Below are 255 nucleotides of genomic sequence, written 5' to 3'. Positions count from 1 at the left end.
TGTTCTATCCCCAGTTGTTTTAATTTTCTATATCGAGTGGATACTTTCTTCCATCTCTTCCAAATCAATTGTCTTAGCCGATGATTCAACCACGATTTAATTTCAATCATAAAAGATTTCATAAATCAGATTCTATAGTAATTAATCCATCCTACCGTTACACGGTTGATGTCCTTCACTATATCCTTGAAAGAGCCTGGTCGATTGCGACGAGTTAATTTTCTGAGTTTATTCCGGAATTTTTGTTTCGCCGAC

The 255-nt window shown here is 35.7% G+C and carries 1 pseudogene; it reads right to left on the bottom strand.

Annotated features, from left to right (window positions below):
* A pseudogene (locus ACYQ2O_RS13570) lies at positions 1–255 on the bottom strand (group II intron maturase-specific domain-containing protein); the annotation flags it as partial.

The organism is Alkalibacterium sp. m-11, assembly GCF_054658155.1.
This window is presented reverse-complemented; position numbering and strand designations above follow the sequence as displayed.